The following is a 20,095-nucleotide window of genomic DNA, read 5'->3' as shown; positions in this document are numbered from 1 at the left end:
TGGCAGTCATCTGAGCCCGGATACAGTGGAAGGACGTCATATTAAATCCGGTGAGATTACACTAGCTCATCTAGCCGAAGATGCACGAAGCGCAGACTTACTTCCAGACGGAAGTATAACCAGAGAAAAGCTAGCGGAAGAAAGCGTAAATTCAAAGCATCTTGTACCAGGAAGTGTGGATGGCAGTCATCTGAGCCCGGATACAGTGGAAGGACGTCATATTAAATCCGGTGAGATTACACTAGCTCATCTAGCCGAAGATGCACGAAGCGCAGACTTACTTCCAGACGGAAGTATCACCAGAGAAAAGCTAGCGGAAGAAAGCGTAAATTCAAAGCATCTTGTACCAGGAAGTGTGGATGGCAGTCATCTGAGCCCGGATACAGTGGAAGGACGTCATATTAAATCCGGTGAGATTACTCTGGCTCATCTCGCATTAGAGACGCGTAGCTCTGATTTTCTTCCGGACTGCAGCATTACGGGTGAGAAGTTGGCAAAAGCATCCGTAGATTCAGTTCATCTTGTACCAGGAAGTGTGGATGGTAGTCATCTGAGCCCAGGTACAGTAGAAGGACGCCATATCGCATACGGTGAAATTACCCTAGCTCATCTGTCAGAAGAGGTTCGTAGTTCTGATCTGCTGCCAGACGGCAGCCTTACCGGAGAGAAGTTGGCGGAAGCATCCGTAGATTCAAATCATCTTGTGCCTGGAAGTGTAAATGGAAGTCACCTGAGTCCAAGTACAGTAAAAGGCCGTCATATCCGGCACGGAGAGATTACTCTGGCACATCTGTCAGAAGAGGTTCGTAGTTCTGATCTGCTGCCAGATGGTAGCATTCCTGGTAAGAAGCTGGAGGGTGGATCCATTCATGCTTTCCATCTGGCCCCAGGCAGCGTGTATGGGGGGCATTTAGCGGGGGATACGATTGATAGCCGTCATCTGCGATCTGGGTGTATCACCTTGAAGCATCTGTCAGAAGAGGTGCACAGCTCCGATCTGTTGCCGGATGGCAGCATAACAGGTGGAAAGATTGAAGGCGGAACTATCCAATCATTCCATTTGGCCCCAGGTAGCGTCTTTGGTGGGCATTTGGTAGAGGAAGCGGTGGATGGTCACCACATTCGATCAGACAGCATCACCTTGAAGCATTTGTCAGAAGAGGTCCGCAGTTCCGATCTATTGCCGCAAGGCAGTATTACTGAAGAAAAGTTAGCCGAAGGCTCAGTGAATGCTTTACATTTGCAGTCGTGGAGTGTGTACGGAGAGCATCTGGCTGACAAAATCGTAGAAGATCGGCACTTGCAGCCCGGTATCATCAAATTGGAGCATCTCGCAGATGAAACTCGCACCTCAGCGCTGCTTCCGGATGCAAGCATCGATGGAGCCAAGCTGAAGGCAGACAGTATTGATTCCGTTCATCTGATTGAGGGTAGTGTAGGCACGACAGAGCTTCAGGACGAAGCGGTGGTTGCTTCGAAGATCTCTTCATTTTCTATTCAAGCGCGTCATCTAGAGGAAGAGAGCGTTCAAGATTATCATATTGCCCCCGGCGCAGTAAATGGGTTCCATTTGGCACCGAGTTCTGTGAATACTGAGCATCTATCCTTCAGTCCGATTCAGACAGCAGGGAAGCGAGAGGCGCTTCAGCAGTTTGGGATGACAGCCTTTATGTTCAACGGGGATGCTGAGAGTGTGGAGGTCACTGTATCGTTCGATGAGAACTTTGGTCATACGGGTTATGTACTCGTCGCAATGACTAATCAGCCTTACTTCTATGCTTCCTTAAAGAGCAGAGCCAATGGAGAGGCTGTTATACAAGTGGTTCGGCTGCGTGAAACTCCGCATTTCTATGGGGTCATCTCTTGGATTGCTATCGGCGCTCCTTTAGCCAAACCTGCAGTGGATGATCGTGTGTTTGATTAATTCGCAATGATGATGTACAAAATGCTAAGCGCAGCCGATGGCTGCGCTTTTTGTTGTGTTGTCCTCCTAGCAATTAAGAGGGGGAGTACATTTGTCCTGTTTTCCTCACGACAGGAGACAAAGGCCGTTACTCTGTTCGGCGTAGTACATAAACTGTGATGTAACCCTCAGCCTGATGAATAGGCTCTTTAAGGAAGGTGGATGAGCATGAAGCCCAAACGTACTTCTGCCCGCCGCACGGGACGGCGGGTCTCTCGGATCAAGCGGCGGACTTCACGCCTAGTGCGGCAAGTCGCTGCAGTCCCTATCGTTAACCATCCAAATCCCTATGTTTCCGTTATTATTCCGGCCATGAATGAAGCCAAGACCATTGCGGGAGTGATATCCGGAGCTAGAGGGGTCCATCCGCGCTGCGAGGTTATTGTAATCGTCAACGGATCAGCCGATCAAACGGCAGAAATTGCCCTTTCGCTTGGTGCGCATGTTATTTCCTATGAGTTGCCGCTGGGACACGACGCTGGTCGCAGTGTCGGAGCAGAGGTAGCTAAGGGAGAGGTTCTCTTGTTTACCGATGGAGATTTAGTGATTCCTGCCTCGGGGCTACGTCCTTTCGTCACCGCCATTAGTGGTGGCGCAGACATAGCGCTTAATGATTATTCCGGACCTGTACGGAGACTTTCGCCCCATCCGGTGGTGCTGTCCAAACATGCACTTAATATTTTGCTTGGCCGTCCGGATCTAAAAGGATGTTCGATGACGGCGGTTCCGCACGCAATCAGCCGTAGAGCGCTTGAAATCTTAGGGAGTCAATCATTATCTCGTCCCCCTCTGGCACATGCTCAGGCAGTTCTGAGTGGTTTACGTGTGGTAGCTGCTCACAAAGTACATGTAGGGAAACTGAATGCGGTCAGACGAAAGGAAGATGGCACAGATCCTTTGCAGCAGTTGATTACAGCAGATCATATGGAGGCTGTATCCCTCTTGCTTGAACACCGGGGAAACAGGGCGGGGTTTAGCGACGGAACCCGGCGCAGAGAGATGGTGAGATGATGGTTGCTCTGTTACAAGTATCTGGTAGCTCTGCTGCTCGACGAGGAACAGCAACTCGTACGGTAAAGAAACGTTCAGCATTTAGTCAGGCCAAAACAACACTGGCACCCCGCCAAAGGGTAGCGAATCGTTCGGTAAAAAGAGGCACCCCTGCCACTCGGCCACCAATTCTGTCTCGTGAATCAAAGGTAGGTCGTGAAGTACTGAATTTACCGAGCTTACGTGGGACCTTGTCAGTTATTATCTCCGCGCGTAACGAGGAGCAGACCTTGGGACGTCTGCTACAACAGGTATCGCGGCTGGGACCTACTGAAATTATCGTCGTGCTTAACGGTTGCAGCGATAGCAGCTTTCCCATCTCCAGACAATATCGTCAAGCTATAATTGTGCATTGTCCGGAGTCAGTTGGACATGATGTAGGGCGGGCTATTGGTGCGAAGTTGAGTCGAGGAGATATTCTGCTCTTCCTGGATGGAGATATGGTTATCCCTGCATCTCAGCTCGGATTATTCACAGCTGCTGTAGATGGTGGAATTGACGTGGCTCTTAATGATTTGGATCCACTGATGCCTTCTTTTGGATTATGTGATGATGTTACTCGCAGTAAGCTGTTTCTGAATTATGCTCTTGGACGATACGATCTTGGAGTTAGCTCTATGACGGCTGTCCCGCACGCTCTCTCCCGTAGAGCGCTTGAAACCATAGGCTACCGTGAATTAATAGTTCCTCCTAAAGCCCAAGCTCGTTCTGTATTAGAGAAGCTAAGGGTGGAGAAAGTTGGAACAGTGAATGTGATTAAGCATAATCGGCTGCGTCAAGCGAACATAGGCGCTGGAAATGCTGTGGAGAAACTGATCATAGGCGATCACGCAGAGGCTCTCTTTGAGGTGCTTTCCCGTCGAGATGATGGGGGTCTACTAAATAGTGAAACGCAGCGCGAATACCGCAGACAAGTAGCCGCTTGGAGGAACCGGATATGACGATGACTAGTATTATTATCCCGACCTACAACGCGTTGCCTCTGCTGCGGTCCTGTGTGGAATCGATACGTGCTTATACTCCACTGCCTTACGAGATCATCGTTGTAGATAATGCTTCATCAGATGGAACGGATGCCTATTGCCGTGCGAATCGTATAACGTTTATTTCATTACCTGAGAATCGGGGTTTTCCATCAGCCTGCAATTTGGGTCTACTGCTAGCATCAGGAGATGAATTGTTACTGCTGAATAATGATGTGGTGGTTTCCCGGGGATGGTTAACCAATCTGAAGAGATCGCTATATAGTGCTCATGAAGTTGGTATTGTTGGGCCAGTGACAAACTATGCGAGTGGACGTCAACAGGTGAAGACGGATTATGAAAGTCTGTTAGATTTTCATAAGGCTGCAGAGATAACTAACCGTTCCAATCCTCAAAAATGGTTGGAGACTAAACGTTTGGTAGGATTATGTTTTTTATTCAAAAGAGAGCTACTTACTTCCGTAGGTCTGCTGGATGAGAGATACTCACCTGGACATTACGAGGATGATGACTATTGCTATCGCGCCAGGCTAAAGGGATACCGATTGCTCATCGCAGGGGATTGCCTTATACACCATGAAGGAAGTGCGAGCTTCAAACAGGTATACCACACCGGGCTACAGGAGTTGGTGGAACGAAATCGTAAGCTCTTTATGAACAAATGGAATGTGGATCCAAAGAGTTTCATATAAAGTGCAGATCCGAAGGCAAAGGACTTAGATAAAGAGGAGGAAAGTAAGTGAAAGGAGTCATACTGGCGGGCGGAACAGGATCCAGACTGTGGCCGCTGACCCGGCTTATGAACAAACATTTGCTTCCGGTCGGCAAATATCCTATGGTCTGTTACGGCATAGATCGGCTTCGCCGGGGAGGAATTACCGACATTCTTCTGGTCATCAGCAAGCAGTCTGCTGGTCTGTATACGGATTTTTTAGGCAGTGGTGCAGCGTTTGGTGTATCTCTGACTTATAAGATTCAGGAAGCTGCTGGAGGCATTGCAGAGGCTCTCGATTTAGCAGAAGGATTCATTTTCCCTGGGGAACGGTTTGTCGTATTGCTTGGTGATAATCTGTTTATGGATGATCTGACGCCTTACGTGGAGAGCTATCTCCGGCAGCCTGAGGGTACAGCCAAGGTATTGCTGAAGCCGGTGGACGACGCACGTAGATACGGTGTTCCCGTGTTCGATAGTCAAGATTCTGCATGGATTGCTTATATCGAAGAGAAACCCGAGCATCCCAAGACCAAATTTTGCGTAACAGGCATTTATATGTACGATGAAGCTGTGTTTGACATCATCCGCCAAGTATCCCCTTCCAAGAGAGGGGAGCTGGAGATTACCGATGTAAATAATATATACGCTGCTAACCGCAGGCTCAGCTATGATGTTCTCAAGAATTGGTGGAGCGATGCGGGGACGTTCCAGTCTCTGCGGGAGGCGGGAGAGAAGCTGAAGGATGCACTGCCATAAGTGGCAGCGGTAACGTGGAGTGGCCGGCATTGGGTCGGGCACTCTTTTTTTATAAATGAAAGTATATCTTTCACCATACTTTGCTTATATTTCTCGTAGAAACGGATACCGTCCATTTAAGGACGGTATCCATTTTTTCTTGATTGGCGCAGCAGTCCGGACGAAGGACCCGATCTCAAGCTTGCGTAGAGATATTATCTTCATCAACCTGGTTCTGTTTGCGGTATTTGAGCGGTGAGGTTCCGGTCATGGTTTTAAATACTCTTCCAAAATGGGTCAGATTACCAAATCCTGCACGCTCAGCGATTTCCGAAACGGTTAATTTGGAGTCCTGCAGCAGAGAGCGGGCTTCTTTCAGGCGGGTGTTATTTACATATTCGATGAAAGTAAAACCGGTTGTGTCCTTGAACGTTCGGCTTAGATGGGAGGTGCTTATGGAAAACCTGTCCGATATGTATTCCAGAGACAGAGGCTCAGCGAAGTTACCGTTGATGAAATGGATGATTTGGGAAATTTTCTTATGGGTCCGGTTCGTTTCTACAAAATACTCGTTTTGATCCGGAAGCTTTTTTCGCTGGATGAAGATCAGCAGCTCCATCAACAGGATTTTCCGATAGTAGTCGAAACCTGGAGGTCTCTTGGTGTCTTCATGAATCAATTTGCTAAAAAGATTCTCGATAAAGATCTGGTCGTTGCCGCTTAACTTGATCGCATTTGATCTGGAGTGAAAGCAGGAGAAGAGGTCGGATGGAAGAGAGGTGTCCGCAAAAAAATCGCGAAGGAACTCCCTTTTAAACAATAAAGTAACTCTTTCGTACATCGTACCGTTTACATTAATCAGTCTGTGCAGGTCATTGGCGTTAATGAACAATAAAACCCCGCTGACGATTTGAAAGGTTCGGTCTTCTATGAAATAGTACAGCTCTCCAGACACTAAGTAGAGAATTTCATAAGCATCGTGATAATGATTTGAAGGCATACTTGAGACATTTTTTTTCTCGCGGCTAATGTGAAAGGGATCAGACTTATAGAAGTTGATTTCCAGGGGTGTCATCTCCAATCCGGCGGGAATGATCCTAGCAGAAACATGATCCATACCTGAATCAATCGTATCACGTTCATTGACCAATTGAACAGGCTAGAAATTAAATAGCGGTAAAAGTAGAAAATCAGTAACGATAACAAAATATGCAGAGATTGAATGGAAATGAATGGGCTATATTTACATTATAAATCGTGTTGAAGGAGGGGGAAAGATAATCAGGGTCCGCTGCAAGCGAAAGTTAAAGCGCTTAAACTATTATCTGCGAAAAGAGGGAACGAGAGTGCAAAAGAAGGGTCATTTAAAAAGAAGGCTGCACCAATCCATTTCCTTGTTGCTTGTGCTTTTACTGCTGCCATTCCAGATTGCAAATGCTGCACCTGCACCAGATGCTGTCGGTTCAGATTCAATACCCGGTGTAAAGACGATTGCCGAATGGGAGTTTGATGAGGCCGCTGAAAATGTGGGAGTAATCTCGGCTACATACGGCATCTATGAGACAGCGTCTACTTTTCGCAATGTAGGCGGTGTGTTCGAGGATGTGGATGTAAGCAAGAAAGCGATCAGCTATCAGGGCTGGGACAATGGCAACGGGAAAAAGTATTGGCTTGCTACCGTGTCTACAACCGGATTTGAGAATATCACCTTATCCTCTGAGCAAAATTCATCCGGGTCAGGTCCGCGTGATTTCAAAGTGCAGACGAGTGTAGACCGCAAAACGTGGGAGGATGTGCCGAATACGAATCTTAAAATGGCCGTCTCCAGTTTTGATTGCCCGGGCGATACCTGCAGACTGGTGAATACCCCCCTTCTGAACAGCAATGATCAGGAAATATTATATATTCGCTGGATCGTCAGCTCCGATAGCAACACCAGGGGGAATGATGAGGGCATAGGGGGTTCAGGTTCCAGTAGAATCCGAAATATCAAAGTGTCCGGCGAGCCGATCCCGGGGAAAGAACCTGTCATTCCTACCGTAGATCTTGTGCAGCAGCCAGCAGACGGCTCGGGAAATGTGCCTCCCGAAGCTCCCGTTGAAATCAAATTCAACAAGGCTATTACCCTTGATCCGGGTTATGTTGTCCGATTTGACGATGAGAATCATCAACCGGTTGATGGGGTTACACTTGAAGTCTTAAACAGAGATACTTTGCGGATAAACCATCCTCCGCTTACTTATGGGGAGTCTTACACGGTAACTGTACCCAAGGAGCTTATTAAGGGCGCAGATCATGTGCCGCTGGTTCGGGAGGTTTCCTGGAGTTTTGGTGTTCAGGATTCGCCTCTCGCTCCAAAATCCATCAATATGACGTTTAACGGAGATCCAAAGACGAGCATTGCCTTGGCCTGGTATACGGATGCAATGACGGATACCGTGGTACAGGTTGTAGAAGCCTCAAAGGTTATGGGGAACATTTTTCCGGAGAACGGGGCTTTAACTTATCAGGGAGTGGCCGAAGAAATTGAGACCTTTATGAGTAAAAGCGACAGAAGCACGAACCATAAAACGAAATTTATCAGTCATAAAGTCATTGCAGACCAGCTTCAACCGGGAACAGCTTATAAGTTTCGGGCAGGGAACGGCAAATCGGGTGATTGGAGCTCTATCGGCTCGTTCACTACGGATGCTGCCGGCCACCAGCCTTTCCGTTTTATCGCCGGTTCCGATTCACAGGCTTCCAGCAAGTCTGACTTTGAGCCTTGGGGTGATACCTTCCGGAAAGCAGTTGATTATATTGGCGACCCTAAGTTCCTGATCAGCGCCGGAGATCTGGTAGATAACGGTGATTTGGAGGAGCAGTGGCAATGGATGCTCGGAGCAGCCCAGAATCAATTGCTGCAAGTGCCATATGTGCCTGTACTTGGCGGTCATGAGGTCATGGATTATGACGGAGACGAGACGACACCGAATAACAACTTCTATAACCATTTCAACTTGCCGAAACAGGTTGTTGCGGACACCGATGAAGGCTCTGTGTATTCTTTTGAATACGGTGATGCACTCTATCTTGTCTTCAATTCGCAGTACTCGGGGGCACTTGCAGAGAATGGGAAAGATGTGGAATGGGCGGATGACCAATTCTGGGACCAAGTGGCCTGGATGAAGAGTACCGTTGCCCGCAGCGACAAGAAGTGGAAGTTTGTTACTTTTCACAAAAGCCCCTATGCAGCAGGCGACAACTCTGCGCAATGGGAAGACGATCGCGTCCAGTTTTACAAGAAATACCTGATTCCCGCCTTTGACGAGATGGGCATCGATATGGTGTTCGAGGCCCATGATCATATGTATATGAGATCCTTCCAAATGTACAATGATGAAGTTATTCCCAAGGAGAAGCTGGCATTTGATGGAGAGGGCAATGCGCTCAACCCCAAAGGCACGGTCTATCTCATGTCCAATGCATTCGGAAACAAATTCTATTATAAGAATAATCAATATGAACTGGATGAGAATGGAGAACCTCGCGAGATTCGGGACGAAAACGGGAATCCGGTTCCTTATGATGATTACTTTGCTGCTATCGACGAACAGCCGGAGAAGAAGATGTTTACGGATGTTTCCATCACAGACCGGGTGCTTTCCTTTACAGCGTATACCGCAGCCGTAGCGGATGGGAATCAGCCGGACACCGTTGGCGATGGACTAAAAGCATATGACAAGTATGGGATCAAAAGAACGGACATCAAGCCGGACCCGGCGGAAGCGGTGAAGGTGAAATTGAATGGCAGCAAGGCGGTTCTGACCTGGAGTGCACCTTACGCAAGTACAGAACCGGTAAGAGGATTCCGGATTTATGAGAAGAATGACAAGGTGAAGACACACTGGAGTATATATGTACCGGTAGCGGAAGGTCAAACGGAATACAGCTACACGGTAGACGATATCAATCCTGCGAAAAAATATGAATTTATCGTCAAAGCGGTCGGCACAAGAATTAATTCAGATCCGGTCGAAGTTAGCACAATCGAAGGTCCAAGTGAGTCGGAGCCGCCTTCAGCACCTTCAGATTTAAAAGGAACTGCGGTTTCACCTTACCAAATCAACCTGAAATGGACGGCTTCGGCTGGCAACATTCAGGCAGCGGGCTACAACGTATACCGCAACGGCAGCAAGGTCGGCACGACGAAAGAAATCTCCTACGGCGATACCGGGTTAACTCCGGATAAGGCCTATAGTTATGCTGTGAAGGCCTATAATGCAGAAGGGGTGGAGTCGCTGGCGAGCAATACCGTTCAAGTAACGACCAAACCTTCATCCACTGGAGAGGGTGTCCATAAGGCATTTCCACAGCATACGTCTTATGTAGCAGGCTCCATTAAGCCGAATCACTTGACTCAGGCCCAACTGGACGCTACGGTGGGCAGATTATATAACGAGTGGAAAACGAAATATCTGAAACAAAATCCATATCAGTCAGACCAGTATTACGTGTGGTATAGCGACGGCGACTGGTTTGAGAATAACGAGATTACAGTTTCGGAAGCGCATGGCTACGGAATGCTGATTACCGCTTTGCTCGCGGGTCATGATCCGGAGGCTAAGAAGTATTTTGACGGGATGTATCGCTATTTCAGAGCGCATCCAAGTGAAATCAATCCCGATTTAATGGCATGGCAGCAAGCGGATACCGGCACCGAAATTATTGATATCAATGGGGTGGATTCGGCAACCGACGGCGATATGGACATTGCTTACGCTCTCCTGCTTGCCGACAGCCAATGGGGTAGCAGCGGGGAGATTAACTACTTGTCCCAGGCCAAAAAGGTAATCAACGCCATTATGAAAAGCGATGTCAACCATTCCGAGTGGACATTGAAATTGGCGGATTGGGTCAGCGACAATGATCCCATGTTCGGCAATGCTACACGCCCTTCCGATTTTATGCTGCAGCATCTGAAAGATTTTAAAAATGTATCCGGAGACCCCAATTGGGATCGTGTTACCGATAAGACGTACAACATCATTAATAGTCTGTATGAAAATTACAGTCCAAAAGCCGGTTTGTTGCCGGACTTTGTATTCAAGGATGATACGGATGAGCAATACAAACCGGTAAGCCAGAAGAAATGGGATACCCCGGATGGATACTTCCTGGAATCGGAAAATGACGGGGATTACAACTACAACTCTTCCCGTATTCCTTGGAGGATCAGTACGGATTATCTCCTGACAGGTGATAACCGGGCTAAAGAGCAGCTCAGCACGCTGAACCGCTGGATTCGGGCCATGGCGGATAATGATCCGGCCAAGATCCTTGCGGGATATAAGCTGGACGGCACGGAAGCAATCAATGATTATTCAGATACGTCCTTCTCCGCACCCATGATGGTGAGCGCCATGATCGATTCATCCAATCAGGAGTGGCTGAATAAATTATGGGATTATAATGCGGCCGTTTCCACCGAGGACGATTTATATTTTGGCAATAATCTGCGTCTGCTCAGCATGATTGTGGCATCCGGCAACTGGTGGACACCAACCATCGTTGATACTGAGGCTCCCATGGAACCAACAATAGAGAGAGCGGAAGCGGTATCCAGCTCTATCATTGATCTAAAATGGACACCTTCCACGGATAATTTGGGAGTAAAGGGATACAGGATTTACCGCAATGACGTTGAAATCAAGACCCTGGAGGCAACAGAATACAGAGATAGCGGGTTATCTGCGGATACCCAGTATAAATACTATATTATAGCTGTTGATGCAGCAGGAAATACGTCCAAGATAAGTAATGTGAGAATCGTATCTACATTAAAGACCAGCGGGGACAGTGGCTCAGGCAACGGAGGAGGTAACCCGACTCCAACGCCAACGCCAACGCCGGCAGCTCCGAAGCCAAGTGAAGGTCCGTCGATAACACCGGCATCAACACCGGAACTGCAGCCAACGAGACCTGTTTTCAGCGATATCGGCAGCCATTTGTGGGCCAAGGAGGCTATTGAAGCTCTGGCGGCTAAAGGAATCGTTCAGGGAACGTCGAGTACTTTCTTCGAACCGGGCGCCAAGATGAAAAGAGCAGACTTTATATTGCTTCTGGTCAGAGCGTTTGATTTAAAGGCTGGTTTTGAAGTGAGCTTTGCGGATGCCGATCAGGACGCATACTATTATGAAGCGCTGGGAATCGCCAAACAATTGGGCATTGCCAGCGGGGTCGGCGGCAACAGGTTCAATCCGGGAGCAGAGATTTCCCGGCAGGATATGATGGTATTCATCGTAAGAGCATTGCAGAAGTCAGGAAAATTAGCGGAGGCCGGTTCCATCTCCGACCTTGGCAAATTTGCGGATGCCTCCAAAGTGGCTGATTATGCCGTAAAGGCAGCAGCCGTACTGGTCAGGGAGGGCATTGTCCTTGGTGACGGGAAATTGCTCCATCCAACGGGAGCTGCAACCCGTGCCGAAACGGCGGTTCTCTTTTACAGAATCATCAATAAATATTATTAATCCAAAAAGGCCAACAGCCCGTTCCAAATGGACCGGGCTGTTAGCCTTTTATTTTCCATTTACACGGGCTGTTGCAATCTTCTAAAGTATCCTGTATCCGCCCATCTGCTTGTTTAGAGATGTAACTTGCCTTTATATCCTCGGCACCGTCCCGGCTTCTGCCGCATATGCTGTAGCAGGGCGTTTGAGCAAAGGAGACATGAAGGTGCAGAATAAAATAACCAAAGTCCTGCAGCACATGGCCCATACGCACGAACAGATGGCGCGGATACTAGATGCCGAGCGCCACGTGGCTGTCCGTATGTCGCAAATTGTCCACGATCTGCCAGATGCAGATCCCGGTTTTGACGGTATCAGCGGGATGATCGAAAGCTCAACTCAAGTAAACAAGAATATTATTGCTTACTTGAATGCACTTGCAGATCTGGAAGAAGCGATGGCTGAAGGGGTAGGCAGAGTAATTAAGGAATTGAACGGTCAAGAAGAAGAGTAACGCTATAGGAGCAGGAGGCGGATGATGAGCAGAGAAAAGGCTTATCTGCAAATGCTGGAGTCGACCGCCACTATCCAGTGGAACATTGCAATGATTCTGGAAGCTAAGGCGGTTGAAGCTGAAAAGGTAAAACAGTGGGCACAACATCATATCCACGCTAGAGCTTTCGAATCTCATGAAGAGCAGCTAAAGGAATCCCTCTCCATTCACGAAGTTATCGTGGAAATGGTCGAAGGGCTGACTAAACTGGAGAATGGACTCTACAGCAATTTAAAAGCAGTGCTGGGCAGTGGTGAAGATGATGGTGGCGGGGAAGGTTTCGGAGACATGTCAGGTGATGGATTCAGTTTTGGAGAAGACAGCAAATGAGCGGGGACCGTCTCTCTGAACATGCCGTCAAGCTGGAGATGATCCGCTCCATTTCGCGCAGTCAGGCTGCTTTGGCAGCCATCTTGGAGAGCATCGCCGAATTGACGGGGCAATCTGAGCTGACGGCCCGCAAATTGAGCGACAATATCAGAATCTTAAGTGGGTATCAGAGCGCGATGTGCCGGATGATGTCCGGGATTTCACTGCATCAACCGAAACGGGGAATTCCTGCTGCGCCATGGCTGAGCAAGGCATACGCCGTAGGAACCTCCAGAGATCATGGAGCACAGGAGGAATAGAAGCATGAAGAAAAAGAGCCTTAGAACATTACGTTCAGGCAGAACCCGCAGACGCACACTGCTGCTCTTGCGGAAAACGAAAGTGCGTAGAGGTCTAGCCCGTAAACCCCGCAGAGGACTTACTCGGAAAATCGTTCGTTATGGAAAGACGAAGAAAGGTCTCTTGGTACGTAAGAAAAGAAGGCTCCGCCGTAAGCTTGTTCGAAAAGTAAGGGTTATACAAGCACCAGTTCATGTAGTGCCTGTTATCGAGGCTCCACCTGCTCCACAGGTCATTCCGCTCCCCCCGGACCTTGGCGTTTCTCCGGAAACGCCACCGGCAGACGCCTTTCAGCAGGGCTACACCGAAGCATACAACGTGGGGTTCGACGCCGGTTTCGCTAAGGGCTTCGAGGACGGGCATAAGCTGGAGTTTAACTGAGCAACGGCAGGTAGTTAAGAGGAAGGGACCCGGAGATCTAATCTATGAGCGTTAATCTGATCTTTCGTGTCCCTCAGCTTAGAGGGACTGCATCCTCTCTCGAATCATCCTAGTATCGGAATTTGTCTCCGAATATGATAGACTTCTAAAACGAGAATCTATTCAGAGGTTTTCAGATGTCGATAAGAAAGAGGGGATAGCAGGATGCAAGAAGGAAATGGGATCAGAAAAGCTAGACAGGATGAGATCGAAGAGATCATGGAATTGATCTCAAAATGTGTACAAGTTATGCAGGCCGCTGGAAGCGACCAGTGGGATGAGAGCTATCCGAATAAAGAGATTATCGAACTGGATATCGCACAGGGTACCTTATATGTATGTGAAGAAGATCAAGCTATCGCGGGTATTCTTGTACTGGATGAGAATGCTTCTGAGGAATATAAGAAGATCGAGTGGAAGCAAAATCAAGGGCCACATCTGATTATGCATCGTTTAGCAGTTCATCCACATATTCAGGGAAAAGGGATTGCGACTAGACTAATTGCTTTCGCGGAGGATTACGCAGCGCGTAATGGTTACACAAGTATTCGGCTGGATACTTATGCGAAGAATACTAGAGCATTGGAAATCTATCCTCGCCTTGGTTATGACCATAGAGGTGAAGTAGGTTTTCCGAACCGCACGGCGAACTTTCCAGTATTCGAGAAGGTACTGAAACCGGAACGTAGTCCGGAATCTTTAACATAAAAAAAGGTTCAGAGGGTTATCCTCTGGACCTTTTTTCTTTATTCCCTTAACGGCATGTCTGGTATCGAGTATCGGTATTTTTTTGATCCCGGTTAAGGATAAGGAGCCTTTTACCGGATACGCCGATCAGGTAACGAACGTTAACGATATCTTCATCGCTCATATCATCAATGGACAGAACTGCTGTAAGGCGTATTCTTGTTGATGTACGACCCGTAACGGTGAGCCTTCTTGGGATAAAAGAAATGGTTCCTGTATCTCCCGATATTACATAGAGTCTGTTGTTTCTAAAAACGGTTTTTAAATTACAGAACATGATGTTGCTCATTGTAATACCCCAGTACTTTCTAAAATACGAAATGACCTTAGCTCGGGTACTGAATCTAACCGGCAGACGATAATAATCGGCGCCATCAACGCGGATCACTCTCCGAGTATCGGCAGAATCGTAGACTTCGAACCATACTTTTTCAGCAGCGGCGATGAATGCTTGCAACTCATTTGGGGTTTGAGAAATTGTTGGCATTTGATCTCCTCCTCGCTATTACTTTATTAAAAGCGAAGCTATCGGTTCGGGTGATAGGACGAGTATAAGAAGCGGAACTTAAGTATTTTTGATAAGTAGTGTGGAATATAGTAATTAAAGTTATGTTTTGTTACATACATGCAGAGTAAAACATTATTTATAATTGTAAATAGGTTTATTTAAGGAATTTGTGTTAGTTCAGATAACTTTCGTTGACACTAAACATGTCTTTGTTTTTTTGATTGATTTATTCAAATTTGGATTAGAATAGTTTCTTTTCGTATATCCTTAATAATTGGTTTAAGGGTCTCTACCGGAAACCGTAAATTTCTGGCTACGAAGATATGCTAAGGCATATTTTTGTGGCCTTTTTGTGTTACACCGTGAAACGGCAAACGAATGAACAATGAGGAATATTCTGTTCAAAAATGCTGAGATCATTACAATGAACAAACAGGAGGAAATTATTTTCCGGGATGTTCGAATTAAGGACGATCTCATTGTAGAAATCGGCACTGGTCTGATCCCGTATGGGGAAGAAAAGATAATTGATGCCACGAACCGTACGTTAATTCCCGGTTTTGTTCAGACGCATATTCATTTATGCCAGACGTTGTTGATATGGAGACTGTTCACCATACGGACTATGCTTTTTAGGCCATTGCTAAAAGTGGAATCAGGGCATTGTCCGGTAAGGTAAAGATGGATCAAAAAGGGGGAGACGTACCTGAAGCACTGCAGGAGGATACCGCTTCTTCTTTGCAGGAAAGTGTGATTTACTTGAAAAATGGAATGGCTATGGCAATGGACGAATTCAATATGCGTTCTCTCCACGTTTTGTAATATCCTGCACCGAACCCTTGTAGACCGAGGTACGAGATCTCTCCGCAAGGTATGATGTGAAGGTGCACACCCATGCTTCTGAGAATTTAGGGGAAATTGAGATTGTGCAGGCGATGACTGGCATGCGTAACATCGTCTACCTGGATCACCTAGGATTAGCTAATGGGCGCTTAATACTGGCGCACTGTGTATGGCTGGATGCCGAGGAGCGGCGCATATTGCGGGATCGCGGAGTTCATGTAAGTCATTGCCCCGGTTCGAATTTGAAACTAGCTTCCGGAATCGCAGATACACCGGGGATGCTCCATGAGCAGGTGTCACTAAGTCTGGGTGCTGACGGTGCTCCATGCAATAACAACCTGGATATGTTTAATGAAATGCGGCTGGCGGCAATTATACAGAAACCTCAACATGGACCTACGACGATGGATGCCCGCAGTGTATTTCGTATGGCAACTATAGGTGGGGCAAAAGCGGTAGGGATGGAAGATAAGATCGGCAGTATCGAGGTCTGTAAAAAAGCAGACCTAATGCTCCTGAATCTCTTGAATTTCCATACCTTCCCCTCCTACGACGTAGATCCCATCTCTAGAATTGTATATTCTGCTACCCGGGCTGATGTGGAAACTACGATTATCGACGGGGAGATCGTGATGGAAAGAGGTCTGCTGAAGACTGCAGATAAAGAAATTGTGTTAAATGAAGCGAACCGTTCTATTAAAAGATTGCTTAAGTATACTTCAATCATCTGAAGATTGATCAACTCATAGTTAACAGGGATGTTCCCAAGCCGAAAGGGCGGCGGGGCATCTCTTTTTTTGAGTGGAAGATAATTCTACCATTTTGATAAAAAAAGTAAGTATTGTTATACTAGAACAACCTGATATTTTACAAATTACTAGAATAGATTTGATATTTCGAACAAATGAACATGTAAGAGGGGATTATAAGTGAAAAAGCAAGGGCCAGATCGCGCCCATTTTTTTATCGTTGTTATATTGTTATGGTTAAAGCTGTTGCTTCTGAGAGTGTTGTTCTTTGATAGAATTGCTTGGGAATGGATTGCAGCGGATGTAGCGCCAGTCCTTTTTATTATGGGGATTTTAACGGTGATTACGCCATCTAGGGTGAGAACAACCGTCTATTGGATATTTAACGGCTTTTTATCGCTGTTGCTGTTCGCAGCCGCTGTATATTTTAATCACTTTGGTTCTGTTCCAACCTACCTAGCCTTATCTGAAATCAATCAGGTATTTCAAGTGAAGGCAAGCGTAGAATCTACCATAAAGAGTATTGATTACTTATTCTTCGTGGATTTTGTCATCTTCGCTATCTATGGTTTGATTCGCAGATGGAAACAAGGAAAGACTCACCCGCGTGAACGCTTTAGTTCCCGGAAGACAGGATTCGTGCATGTGGTGGTGATTCTGGTATCCATTATTGGAGGTTTTTCTTTATCGGCATATTCTGTCCACTCTGCACAGGGGATTACAAATGAGCTTGTACAGGCAGAAACTGCCGGATTTCTAAATTATGAAGTCGTTGCTGCGATTAAGATTAATGAAGATAACAATCTCATTGGAACAGGTGATATTAAGGATACGATTGCGAAGGTTGACGCGCTGCAATCTTCCTATCCATATAGTGACAAGCCAGCGGGTACGACTCCTGATTATTTTGGCTCACAAAAGGGTAAAAATGTAATTGTGCTACAATTGGAAGCTTTTCAGAATTTCCCGCTTCATCAGTCCCTGAATGGCCAGGAACTGACACCAGTCATGAATAAGTTAGCAGATGAGGGCTTTTATTTTCCTCATGTCTACCAGCAGATTGGTCCAGGGAATACATCTGACGCTGAATTCATGAGCAATACGTCTATTTATCCGATCGGTACTTTGGCTATGTCTACCGGATTCGGGGACAGAGAATTGCCAAGCTTACCGCGACTGCTAAGGGATAAAGGGTATGAGGCGTACACCTTTCATGTGAATAAAGTAGGGTTTTGGAATCGGAATGAGCTATATCCGGCGCTTGGATTTAATGGCTATTATGACAAAGATTATTTTACAAATGATCATTTTAATGCGTTTGGTGCTTCCGATGAACAGCTGTATATTACGGGTGTCGAGAAATTGACAGAGCTGAAGAAGAAGGGAACTCCTTTCTACGCACAGATGGTGACAGCATCCAGTCATCATCCGTTTAAAATTCCAGATTCATTTAAGAAAATCACTGTGCCTGATCATTTGAAGGATACGATGCTTGGTGATTATTTGACTGCTATAAACTATACTGATTATGCCATAGGTACTTTAATAGAAGGTTTGAAAGAAAATGGATTGTGGGATAACACTGTTCTGGTCATGTATGGCGATCACTTTGGCCTGCAGCCTCAGGATGTTCCACCAGAGCAAGTGGAAAGCGCACTTGGTGTTCCATATGATTCCCGGATCAGCCGCTTTAATATTCCACTCATTGTACGTGTGCCGGGAATGGAGCAAGGGCAAGTAGTAGAGCGTACGGGAGGACAACTAGATATCCTTCCTACGATAGCTAATTTAATGGGCGTTTCACTACAACAAGAAGGTTATACAGCCTTTGGTCATGACCTGCTCAACATTGATCGTAATGTGTTAGGGATGAGGTATTATTTGCCTTCCGGCTCCTTCTTTAATGATGACATTCTCTATGTCCCTGGAAAAGGATTTGCAGACGGTGAAGCAGTGTCGCTGGATACGCTCAAGCCGGTAACGGACTTCTCGAAATATCAGAGCGATTATGAGTATGTATTGAAGCTAATGAATTTGTCCGACGAATATGTGAAGCTGTTACCACAGAGATAGGGGGAATCATGAAAAAGTTCTGGAAACCGGAGTATCTCGTAAGCCTTGCCGGCTGCGGTCTTATTATTTATCTGCTTTTCGTAGGACCATTTATTGGTGTTGCCGATAATGGAGATTTTCTGCGTATGATGAATACCATCGGTCTGAACTACTATGATACTGCAGCATCGTATACCGACCAGTTTTTTAATTTTAGCCATTCTCGTTTTGCGTATGAGAATTTGTTTAGGGGCTTCTATCCTTCTTCACAGATTTTGCTTGTGCTTGTACCGAGGTTGATCGGCGGGCTCATCCATGGCAGCTTTTTTGATGTTAGATTGCTTGGTGCAGTCTACGGTCTTCTTTTACTGGTGGCGACCTGGCTGCTGGTGAAGTACAATGCTCGCGGCTCTTATGTTACGGGACTGCTGCTAGGTGCAGCTATTTTGTTTGTATTCTATGATATTGGGTATTTGGCATACTTCAACTCCTTGTTTGGAGAACCGGTATCGATGGTGTTTATGCTGTTGACCTTTGCACTGGGGTTAAGACTCACTAGCCAAGAAAAGCCTACGACTAAGGGGTTAACCTTATTTTTTATTGCGATTCTGTTTCTGGTCACCTCCAAAATTCAGAATGCACCGATTGGGATTGCCTTTGCATTGATCTTCCTGCGGTTTATGACGCTTGATGGTGAGCGAAAATGGAGAAAGCTGGCCTTACGCTTTTCGATTGCGATATTTCTGGTATCCATCGTTATGTACGTGACGGCGCCGAAAGAGCTGAAGCATATTAACCTGTATCAGACCGTGTTTTTTGGGATATTAAACGAATCACCGGATGTGAAGGGAGATTTGCAGGATCTCGGATTGCCTGAACGGCTGGAGGTACTTGCGGGCACGAATTATTTTCAGACCGATACAGTGATCAAACAGGATGATCCTTCGCTGGTACCGGATTTCTACGACCGGGTATCCCATAAGGATGTATTGTTCTTCTACTTAAAACATCCAGGACGGTTAATAGATAATATGGAATATGCTGCGAGTAACAGTATGGCGATTCGTCCTTATTATCTAGGGAACTATGAGAAGAGTGAAAATAAGTCAGCTGGTGCATTATCGTACACTTATAGCGGGTGGAGCGAATTCAAGAACAAGCATATTCCGCATACGCTCGGATTTCTCACTATATTCTATCTGGTGTATTTTGCCGGGGCGCTGTTCCAATATTTCCGTAGTCGGGATGTTCGGGGGAGAGTTGCTGGTGAGCTGCTGATGTTATTGGGACTGATAGGGCTTTTCTCCTTCTTGGTTCCGATTCTTGGGGACGGAAGGGCTGACATCGGTAAGCATTTATTCTTGTTTAATGTGTGCTTCGACATGATGGTTGTAGTCATGTTCGGATGGATTGTGCATAAGATAGTGGGGATTGTAAGACGTTAATTTATGGAACAAATCAAACAGCAAGTTTCCGATTATGGAGACTTGCTGTTTTTATTAGTACGCCCAGCATGGGCGTTATCTTTAGGGTGAAAGTCCCGAACGGGGGCTGGCGAGCGCCTACCGTTAGCCAAGGGCAAGGGTGTCCACCGTGAGGTGGAATCTGAAGGAAGCCGGA

At 46.6% G+C, this 20,095-nt stretch carries 15 protein-coding genes, 1 pseudogene and 1 riboswitch; of the genes and pseudogenes, 14 read left to right on the top strand and 2 right to left on the bottom strand.

Going from position 1 to position 20,095, the window contains the following annotated elements:
- The 5 genes from L1028_RS30205 to L1028_RS30185 all read left to right on the top strand — a co-directional run.
- A partial coding sequence (locus tag L1028_RS30205; RefSeq protein ID WP_234541838.1) for a WIAG-tail domain occupies positions 1–1,924 on the top strand: 1,924 nt, incomplete at its 5' end.
- Between the two features lie 207 nt (positions 1,925–2,131).
- Positions 2,132–2,974 (top strand): glycosyltransferase family 2 protein, encoded by an 843-nt coding sequence (locus tag L1028_RS30200; protein ID WP_341482596.1) that lies wholly within the window; start codon positions 2,132–2,134, stop codon positions 2,972–2,974.
- On the top strand, positions 2,971–3,954 hold the full coding sequence (locus tag L1028_RS30195) for a glycosyltransferase family 2 protein (protein ID WP_234541836.1): 984 nt from the start codon (positions 2,971–2,973) through the stop codon (positions 3,952–3,954). The genes L1028_RS30200 and L1028_RS30195 overlap by 4 nt, the downstream gene beginning before the upstream one ends.
- Entirely contained in the window at positions 3,951–4,688 is a 738-nt protein-coding gene (locus L1028_RS30190) for a glycosyltransferase family 2 protein (RefSeq protein ID WP_234541835.1), read from the top strand. Before L1028_RS30195 ends, L1028_RS30190 begins: the two co-directional genes overlap by 4 nt.
- Positions 4,689–4,735: 47 nt before the next feature.
- On the top strand, positions 4,736–5,467 hold the full coding sequence (locus tag L1028_RS30185) for a sugar phosphate nucleotidyltransferase (RefSeq protein WP_234541833.1): 732 nt from the start codon (positions 4,736–4,738) through the stop codon (positions 5,465–5,467).
- Positions 5,468–5,642: 175 nt separating this feature from the next.
- On the opposite strand, the gene L1028_RS30180 is transcribed toward L1028_RS30185, so the two are convergent.
- Positions 5,643–6,596 carry an AraC family transcriptional regulator gene (locus tag L1028_RS30180; protein WP_234541832.1) on the bottom strand — a complete coding sequence of 318 codons (954 nt, stop codon included), beginning with the start codon at positions 6,594–6,596 and terminating at the stop codon, positions 5,643–5,645.
- Positions 6,597–6,792: 196 nt separating this feature from the next.
- Between L1028_RS30180 and L1028_RS30175 the strand changes: the two genes are divergently transcribed.
- The 6 genes from L1028_RS30175 (at position 6,793) to L1028_RS30150 (ending at position 14,284) form a co-directional block, all read left to right on the top strand.
- Positions 6,793–11,955 carry a glycosyl hydrolase family 8 gene (locus tag L1028_RS30175; protein ID WP_234541831.1) on the top strand — a complete coding sequence of 1,721 codons (5,163 nt, stop codon included), beginning with the start codon at positions 6,793–6,795 and terminating at the stop codon, positions 11,953–11,955.
- Between the two features lie 205 nt (positions 11,956–12,160).
- Positions 12,161–12,448: a hypothetical protein gene (locus tag L1028_RS30170; RefSeq protein ID WP_042191504.1), complete on the top strand. Its 288-nt coding sequence runs from the start codon at positions 12,161–12,163 to the stop codon at positions 12,446–12,448.
- A 24-nt stretch (positions 12,449–12,472) separates the two neighbouring features.
- Positions 12,473–12,817, top strand: coding sequence for an alpha-helical endospore appendage domain-containing protein (locus L1028_RS30165; RefSeq protein ID WP_042191502.1), 345 nt, complete (start codon positions 12,473–12,475; stop codon positions 12,815–12,817).
- Positions 12,814–13,116, top strand: coding sequence for a hypothetical protein (locus L1028_RS30160; protein ID WP_042130853.1), 303 nt, complete (start codon positions 12,814–12,816; stop codon positions 13,114–13,116). The genes L1028_RS30165 and L1028_RS30160 overlap by 4 nt, the downstream gene beginning before the upstream one ends.
- A 4-nt stretch (positions 13,117–13,120) precedes the next feature.
- Positions 13,121–13,537 (top strand): FliH/SctL family protein, encoded by a 417-nt coding sequence (locus tag L1028_RS30155; protein ID WP_234541830.1) that lies wholly within the window; start codon positions 13,121–13,123, stop codon positions 13,535–13,537.
- A gap of 204 nt (positions 13,538–13,741) precedes the next feature.
- On the top strand, positions 13,742–14,284 hold the full coding sequence (locus tag L1028_RS30150) for a GNAT family N-acetyltransferase (RefSeq protein ID WP_234541829.1): 543 nt from the start codon (positions 13,742–13,744) through the stop codon (positions 14,282–14,284).
- Positions 14,285–14,330: 46 nt separating this feature from the next.
- Here L1028_RS30150 and L1028_RS30145 read toward each other — a convergent pair whose 3' ends face one another.
- Positions 14,331–14,810, bottom strand: a complete 480-nt coding sequence (locus L1028_RS30145; protein ID WP_234541828.1) for an IseA DL-endopeptidase inhibitor family protein — start codon at positions 14,808–14,810, stop codon at positions 14,331–14,333.
- Positions 14,811–15,068: 258 nt separating this feature from the next.
- Positions 15,069–15,167, top strand: a riboswitch (purine riboswitch).
- Between the two features lie 49 nt (positions 15,168–15,216).
- On the opposite strand from L1028_RS30145, the pseudogene L1028_RS30140 reads away from it, so the two are divergent.
- The 3 genes and pseudogenes from L1028_RS30140 (at position 15,217) to wsfD (ending at position 19,920) form a co-directional block, all read left to right on the top strand.
- Positions 15,217–16,405, top strand: a pseudogene (locus L1028_RS30140) (amidohydrolase family protein).
- Positions 16,406–16,603: 198 nt separating this feature from the next.
- Positions 16,604–18,496 (top strand): LTA synthase family protein, encoded by a 1,893-nt coding sequence (locus tag L1028_RS30135; protein ID WP_234541827.1) that lies wholly within the window; start codon positions 16,604–16,606, stop codon positions 18,494–18,496.
- Positions 18,497–18,504: 8 nt separating this feature from the next.
- Positions 18,505–19,920 carry a glycan biosynthesis hexose transferase WsfD gene (gene wsfD, locus L1028_RS30130; protein ID WP_234541826.1) on the top strand — a complete coding sequence of 472 codons (1,416 nt, stop codon included), beginning with the start codon at positions 18,505–18,507 and terminating at the stop codon, positions 19,918–19,920.
- Positions 19,921–20,095 lie beyond the last annotated feature (175 nt).

The organism is Paenibacillus pseudetheri, assembly GCF_924513355.1.
In the GTDB taxonomy this organism is placed as follows: domain Bacteria; phylum Bacillota; class Bacilli; order Paenibacillales; family Paenibacillaceae; genus Paenibacillus_AQ; species Paenibacillus_AQ pseudetheri.
The sequence above is the reverse complement of the archived record's forward strand: the minus strand, read 5'-3'. Positions and strand labels throughout refer to the sequence as shown.

Excerpts from the sequence above, each read along its gene's own strand:
- L1028_RS30160 (WP_042130853.1), top strand. The coding sequence starts at position 12,814 with ATGAGCGGGGACCGTCTCTCTGAACATGCCGTCAAGCTGGAGATGATC.
- L1028_RS30200 (WP_341482596.1), top strand. The coding sequence starts at position 2,132 with ATGAAGCCCAAACGTACTTCTGCCCGCCGCACGGGACGGCGGGTCTCT.
- L1028_RS30145 (WP_234541828.1), bottom strand. The coding sequence starts at position 14,810 with ATGCCAACAATTTCTCAAACCCCAAATGAGTTGCAAGCATTCATCGCC.
- L1028_RS30195 (WP_234541836.1), top strand. The coding sequence starts at position 2,971 with ATGATGGTTGCTCTGTTACAAGTATCTGGTAGCTCTGCTGCTCGACGA.
- L1028_RS30190 (WP_234541835.1), top strand. The coding sequence starts at position 3,951 with ATGACGATGACTAGTATTATTATCCCGACCTACAACGCGTTGCCTCTG.
- L1028_RS30165 (WP_042191502.1), top strand. The coding sequence starts at position 12,473 with ATGAGCAGAGAAAAGGCTTATCTGCAAATGCTGGAGTCGACCGCCACT.
- L1028_RS30155 (WP_234541830.1), top strand. The coding sequence starts at position 13,121 with ATGAAGAAAAAGAGCCTTAGAACATTACGTTCAGGCAGAACCCGCAGA.
- L1028_RS30150 (WP_234541829.1), top strand. The coding sequence starts at position 13,742 with ATGCAAGAAGGAAATGGGATCAGAAAAGCTAGACAGGATGAGATCGAA.
- wsfD (WP_234541826.1), top strand. The coding sequence starts at position 18,505 with ATGAAAAAGTTCTGGAAACCGGAGTATCTCGTAAGCCTTGCCGGCTGC.